Consider the following 3998-nt stretch of genomic DNA (forward strand, 5'->3'; position numbering starts at 1 on the left):
AAATTACATCGAAATAGATAGATGGTTTCCTAGCTCTAAAAGGTGTAGTAATTGCGGGCATATTGTCGAAAAGATGCCGTTAAATGTTCGAGAATGGGATTGTCCAGACTGTGGGACACACCATGACCGAGATGTTAACGCTAGTAAAAATATTTTGGCCGCAGGGCTTGCGGTGTCAGTCTGTAGAGCGACCATAAGACCAGAACAGAGTAAATCTGTTAAGGCAGGTGCGGAACCCCGCAAGGGAAAGAAGCAGAAACCTAAATCGTGAGGTTTGGGAATCGCCGTCCGTTTTACGGCGGTGAGGATGTCAAAGCAGGAATAGTTTTTTTGTACGCTAAGAAATAATAGCAAGAATTCCCCTGTGGAAAATCTGTGGAAAACCTGAGCTTTTTTCGATCGCTCTTTCTGGGCTAAAATCTATCAATAGCAATAACTTCGCCCATTGCTAGGTTTTTACTGCAATTCTGAAAAGATTGTGGAAAAATTGTCAAAAGTGAAATTTTTGCCCTTTCTCAGCCAATTACATCAGCTGTTAACCATCAAGCTATAAGTCAAGAAGAGCGAGACTTGAGCCGACCAGCGCTCTTCCTAGGGAAAAATTGCGTCAAATGTAGGCCAGTGATCTTTAAAATGGAACAAGCAGCAGGAAGTTAACAAAACAAAGCTCCGGGCATTCCCCGAAACCGATAGACTCAAATAGACAAGGAGACAGGATTGGTTAGCACATCTTCGTATCAAACAACAAAATCGAAAGAAATCTTTACAGCCGCTCAAAAATTAATGCCGGGGGGTGTAAGTTCCCCCGTGCGGGCCTTTAAATCCGTCGGTGGTCAACCCATCGTTTTTGAAAGCGTCAAAGGGGCCTATATTCGCGACGTGGACGGTAACGAATACATCGACTATGTGGGAACTTGGGGGCCGGCTATCTGTGGTCATGCCCATCCCGAAGTGATTGCCGCCCTACACGATGCCCTAGACAAAGGAACCAGTTTCGGCGCTCCCTGTGTCCAAGAAAATATTCTCGCTGAAATGGTGATTGATGCTGTTCCCAGCATTGAAATGGTGCGTTTTGTCAATTCCGGCACCGAAGCCTGTATGTCCGTCCTGCGCTTAATGCGGGCTTTTACTGGCCGGGATAAAATCATCAAATTCGAGGGCTGTTACCACGGTCACGCCGATATGTTCCTGGTTAAAGCCGGCTCTGGTGTAGCCACCCTGGGTTTACCCGACTCGCCGGGGGTTCCCAAAACCACCACTAACAACACTTTAACCGCCCCCTACAATGACCTGGAAGCGGTAAAAGCCCTCTTTGTCGAAAATCCCGACTCGATCGCCGGGGTAATTTTAGAGCCAGTGGTGGGTAATGCCGGCTTTATCGTGCCGGATGCTGGCTTTTTAGAGGGATTGCGGGAATTAACCAAGGAATACGGAGCCTTATTAATGTTTGATGAGGTAATGACCGGATTTCGCATCGCCTACGGTGGCGCTCAGGAAAAATTCGGCATCACCCCCGATTTAACCACCCTCGGCAAAGTTATCGGCGGTGGGCTGCCGGTGGGGGCCTACGGCGGTCGGGCTGATATTATGGCGATGGTGGCTCCGGCCGGCCCGATGTACCAAGCGGGAACCTTATCCGGCAACCCTTTGGCCATGACGGCGGGAATTAAAACCCTCGAGTTACTCCAGCGCCCCGGCACCTACCAATATCTCGATAAAGTGACTAAATCCTTAACTGAAGGGCTGCTGAAAGTGGCTAGAGATGCTGGTCACAGCGTTTCTGGAGGTTATATTAGCGCCATGTTCGGAATGTTTTTCACTGGCTCCCCCGTACATAACTATGAAGATGCCAAAAAGGCCGATGTGGCTAAATTCGGTCGTTTTCACCGGGGAATGTTGGAAAGAGGCGTTTATCTAGCTCCTTCCCAGTTTGAAGCTGGTTTTACTTCTTTAGCTCACACAGAGGCCGATATCGAACGGACTTTGGCCGCCGCTAAGGAGGTTTTAGCAAGTTTATAGTTAATGCCGCTTCGACTGGGAAAATTGATTGATAGAGTCCCAAGATTGATGAGTTGACATTTCCCCGCTTGCAAAAGACGGGGATTCTCCGGGGAAATTTGCGGAGAAACCCCGAACAATCGAGGGATTATTCTCCCCAGCACTGTCAAACCTATCAGTCTAACCACAGGCCGACCCTTTTTAGTCAACCAGATGGAGGAGACCATGAGCAAGCGGTATCTAACTTGACAAAAATTACCTCGGTTTTTATAATCCTGAAACCGTTAACAAAATTGAGCGATAAATAGCCCAGCAAAAAATCAAGAAAAACAGCAAAAAAAACGGGGTTCCCCCCTTGACAAATAGCCAAAACTAGGCATTAGTTAAATTTAATGATTTTTTAATAAAAACCGCTTTCTATCACCAGAAAGAGCGATGGGTAGATTTTTATCAGAGTAATGTAATCATCTTTACAACTATCGGGGATCAAAGGATGTTAGGGTGAAGGAGCGATGACAAACCCACTTTAAGATCACCCCAATTGCTATGGCACAGATTCTCGATCCCCTCCCCAACGGCAAGAAAAATAGTATTCTTTGTTGCTATGTCAATGCGACCAGTCATATTCAAATTGTTCGCATCACCAATATTGCTAACTGGTATTTTGAAAGGGTGGTTTTCCCCGGGCAGCGTTTAGTATTTGAGACCCTAGCGGATGCTTTCTTAGAGATTCATACGGGGATGATGGCCAGTGCCATCCTTTCCGATAACATCCCCTGTGAACGCCTTTATATCAGCGATGGGGATGACGATGACTCCGATGGTCAACTAGAGGGGGAAATATTCTACCCCCATTCCCTAGAGGAAAGTCAAGGGGCGAAAATTGACAATACCGTACCCTTCGGTTTAAGTTTAGCTTCCGCCTAGCTAATCAACTAATCTGATAATTCCCCTCGCACGAGAATCACAGTGCAATTAACGGCACGGGCAATCGTCGAGGGGATATTGCCATTTAATAACTGATTGAGCAGACTCTCTCTAGATGCACCCAAAAGCACCAAGGAACAATCTTCCGATTCTACCAGATTAATTACCGCCTCGGCCGGAGAGGCCGAACGAATCGGTAAAGGCACGACTGGCTGTGCGATCGCTTTTTGTAAAGATGCTTGTAAAACTTCCAAAGTGGACAGATCTGGCAGTAACTCCGTCGGAGAATAAATTTTACATAACCAAAGTTCGGGATGATCCGAAGACTCGGACAAAGACAGCAAACTAGGCAATAATGCTAAAGCTCGTTGAGCATTGGGACCTCCGGCAGTGGGAATCAGCCAAATCCTTTCCCGATTAAGATCGTTGGGAAAACAATCCTTTGTCCCCAATTTTACCAAGATGGTTTCACAGGGAGCCTCAGCGATCAAAGTATCGACTGAAAACCCGAAAATCGCCCCAGTAGTGGATTTTTCCCCCGTCCAACCCATAATTAATAAATTGCTGTGTCGTTCGCGAATCGTGGCCAAAATCCCGTCGGCGATATCCTGAACAACGGAAATTTGTGTATGAACAGAGATATTCTGCTGTCGGGCTAATCTTTCCAGACGATGAAGTAATTTGCGTCCTTCCCGCGTATCTACCCTGACTTCCGCCGGAGAACTAAGACGAGGCACAGTAATCACATAGAGACAATCTATCTCATAATTGCGTTCACGGGCGACAGCAGCGGCAATTTTAAACAAAGCGGTAGCGGTGTCGGGATTGGCAATGGGTAACAAAATCCGGCCCGTTCCCACGGCTGGGGAACGAGTTTGATAAACCACATAGGAAGGGGTACTGCGTTGGGGCAGTTGACAAACTCCCCCCAATTGATCGGCTTCCACCCGGATAATATCGGTACGGGTGATAATCCCCACCAGTTTTTGACCATCGGTAACGGGTAAACGGGAAAGCTGATAGCGATTTAAGAGAAATAAAACATCGCTTAAAGCTGCCTGGGGGGCCACAGT

Annotated in this window: 4 protein-coding genes; 3 read left to right on the forward strand and 1 reads right to left on the reverse strand. The window is 47.1% G+C overall.

Going from position 1 to position 3998, the window contains the following annotated elements; translation table 11 throughout:
- The 3 genes from PX482_RS19385 to PX482_RS19395 form a co-directional block, all read left to right on the forward strand.
- On the forward strand, nt 1-271 hold a 271-nt coding region (locus tag PX482_RS19385), incomplete at its 5' end, for a zinc ribbon domain-containing protein (protein ID WP_288122878.1).
- A 446-nt stretch (nt 272-717) separates the two neighbouring features.
- On the forward strand, nt 718-2019 hold the full coding sequence (gene hemL, locus PX482_RS19390; RefSeq protein ID WP_002761693.1) for a glutamate-1-semialdehyde 2,1-aminomutase: 1302 nt from the start codon (nt 718-720) through the stop codon (nt 2017-2019).
- Nucleotides 2020-2544: 525 nt separating this feature from the next.
- Nucleotides 2545-2925, forward strand: a complete 381-nt coding sequence (locus PX482_RS19395; RefSeq protein ID WP_002761692.1) for a DUF1830 domain-containing protein — start codon at nt 2545-2547, stop codon at nt 2923-2925.
- Between the two features lie 8 nt (nt 2926-2933).
- On the opposite strand, the gene PX482_RS19400 is transcribed toward PX482_RS19395, so the two are convergent.
- A partial coding sequence (locus PX482_RS19400; protein WP_288122880.1) for a universal stress protein occupies nt 2934-3998 on the reverse strand: 1065 nt, incomplete at its 5' end.

Source organism: Microcystis sp. M53602_WE12, from assembly GCF_030065455.1.
Lineage (GTDB): Bacteria > Cyanobacteriota > Cyanobacteriia > Cyanobacteriales > Microcystaceae > Microcystis > Microcystis aeruginosa.